This is a genomic window from Kitasatospora sp. NPDC034533 (assembly GCF_055575155.1).
On the sequence record NZ_JBVITE010000154.1, the window covers coordinates 1 to 2,151 of the forward strand.

2 protein-coding genes are annotated in these 2,151 nt (G+C 71.1%); both read right to left on the minus strand.

The window, feature by feature from the left end; genetic code table 11:
* Positions 1 to 1,855 (minus strand): condensation domain-containing protein (locus tag ACZ55U_RS38965; RefSeq protein ID WP_465534366.1); only part of this gene is annotated, 1,855 nt, incomplete at its 3' end.
* The coding region (locus ACZ55U_RS38970; RefSeq protein ID WP_465534368.1) for a phosphopantetheine-binding protein at positions 1,855 to 2,151 on the minus strand (297 nt) is incomplete at its 5' end. The genes ACZ55U_RS38965 and ACZ55U_RS38970, both read right to left, overlap by 1 nt.

The window sequence follows — 2,151 nt, forward strand, 5'->3', positions numbered from 1 at the left end:
GACCCTCCGACCCCACCGACACCCCAGGCACCGACACCGGAGCGGCCTGAAGCGCCTCCTGCACCGCCGGGTCATCCAGAGCCACCATCGGCACCGCCACCGAGGCATCCGGTGCGCACGCCTGCGACGTCACCACACACACAGCGCTCGCGTTCGCCAGCATGAAGGCGATCCGCTCCGCCGGGTACTCCGGATCGATCGGCAGGTACGCGCCCCCGGCCTTCCACACCGCCAGCAGCGCCACCACCGCATCCACACTCCGCGGCAGGCACAGACCCACCACCGACTCCACACCCACACCCCGCGCCACCAAGAGATGCGCCAACCGGTTCGCCCGCACATCCAACTCGCGGAACGACACCTCCACACCACCGGCAACCACCGCCACCGCACCCGGCGTCCGCGCCACCTGCGCCTCGAACAACCCCAACACCGACGACACCGGCACCTCAACAGCAGTGTCGTTCCACTCCACCAACACCTGCCGGCGCTCAGCCTCGTCCACCACCTCCACCGCACTCAACCGCAGCCCGGGATCGGCGGCCACCACCTCCAGCACCCGCACCCAACGACCGACCAGCCGCTCCACCGACACCGGGTCGAACAGATCCGCGGCCGCGGTCACCGTGCCGCGCAGCCCGGCCGGCCGCCCCTCGCGGTCGTAGGACTCGCCGACCATCACGTCCAGGTCGAACTTGGCCGCTACCTGTGCCGCCGGCAGCCCCGCGGCCAGCTCCGAGGACACGCCGCCGATCCGCACGCCCGGGGTGCTCACCGAAGCTCGTCCGGTGTTCTGCAGCGTCAGCATCGTCTGGAACAGCGGGTGGCGCGCCAGCGACCGGGCCGGGGCCAGCTCCTCCACCAGCCGCTCGAACGGCACGTCCTCGTGCGCGAGGGCGCCCAGGCCGGCCGTCCGGGCGCGCGCCAGCGCCTCACGGAACGTCGGGTCGCCGGACAGGTCGGTGCGGATGACCAGGGTGTTGACGAAGCATCCGACCAGGTCGTCCAGCGCCTCGTCGGTGCGACCGGCCACCGCCGCGCCGATCGGGATGTCCGTACCGGCACCCAGGCGGGACAGCAGCACCGCCAGCGCGGCCTGCAGCACCATGAACAGCGTCACGCCCTCGGCGCGCGCCAACTCCATCAGCTTGCCGTGCAGTTCGGCCGGGACCGCCAGGGGCACCCCGTGCCCCTGGCGGCTCGAGACCGGCGGACGCGGGCGGTCGAACGGAAGCTCAAGCTCCTCGGGTATTCCCGCCAACTCCCCGCGCCAGTAAGCCACCTGGCGGGAGAGCAGGCTTTCCGGGTCGTCGGTCTCGCCGAGCAGCTCGCGCTGCCAGAGGGCGTAGTCGCCGTACTGCACCGGCAGCGGCTCCCACTCGGGCGCCCGGCTCTCCCGGCGCGCCGCGTACGCCGCCACGATGTCCCGTGTCAGTGGGGCCTTCGACCACCCGTCGGTGGCGATGTGGTGGATCGCCAGCACCAGGACGTGGTCGTCCGGGGTCGCGGTCAGCAGCGTCGCCCGGAACGGGACCTCCTTCGCCAGCTCGAAGACGTGCTTGGTCGCCTCGGCCGCCACCCGCGGCAGATCCGCCGGGGCCACCTCGGCCAGCTCCAGATCCCAGTCCAGCTCGTCCATCTCCAGGACCTGCTGGTACGGCTCGCCATCTGTCGCGGGGAAGATCGTCCGCAGCACCTCGTGCCGCTCCAGCACATCTCGCAGCGCTGCACCCAGAGCCTGGTGGTCGACTTCGCCCGAGAGTCCCAACACAACCGGACTGTTGTACAGCGCGCTAGGCCCCTCGAACTGATCGATGAACCACAGACGGCGCTGCGCGAACGACAACGGAAACATCAGGACTCCTTCTTCTTGCGCGGCCGCAGTGCGGGCCGGGCAGACTTCTGACTTCCAACCCGCTTCGCGAGCTCGGCGACCGTCGGCGCCTCGAACAACATCCCCATCGTCACTTCCGCGCCCAGCGCCGTGCGGATCCGGTTCATCAGCCGCATCGCCAGCAGCGAGTGGCCGCCCAGGGCGAAGAAGTCGTCGTCGACGCCGACCTTCTCCAGTCCGAGGACCTGCGCGAACGCGTCGCACAGGGCCTGCTCCTGGGGCGTGGCCGGTGCGCGGCCCGCGCCCGCCGTGTGAGT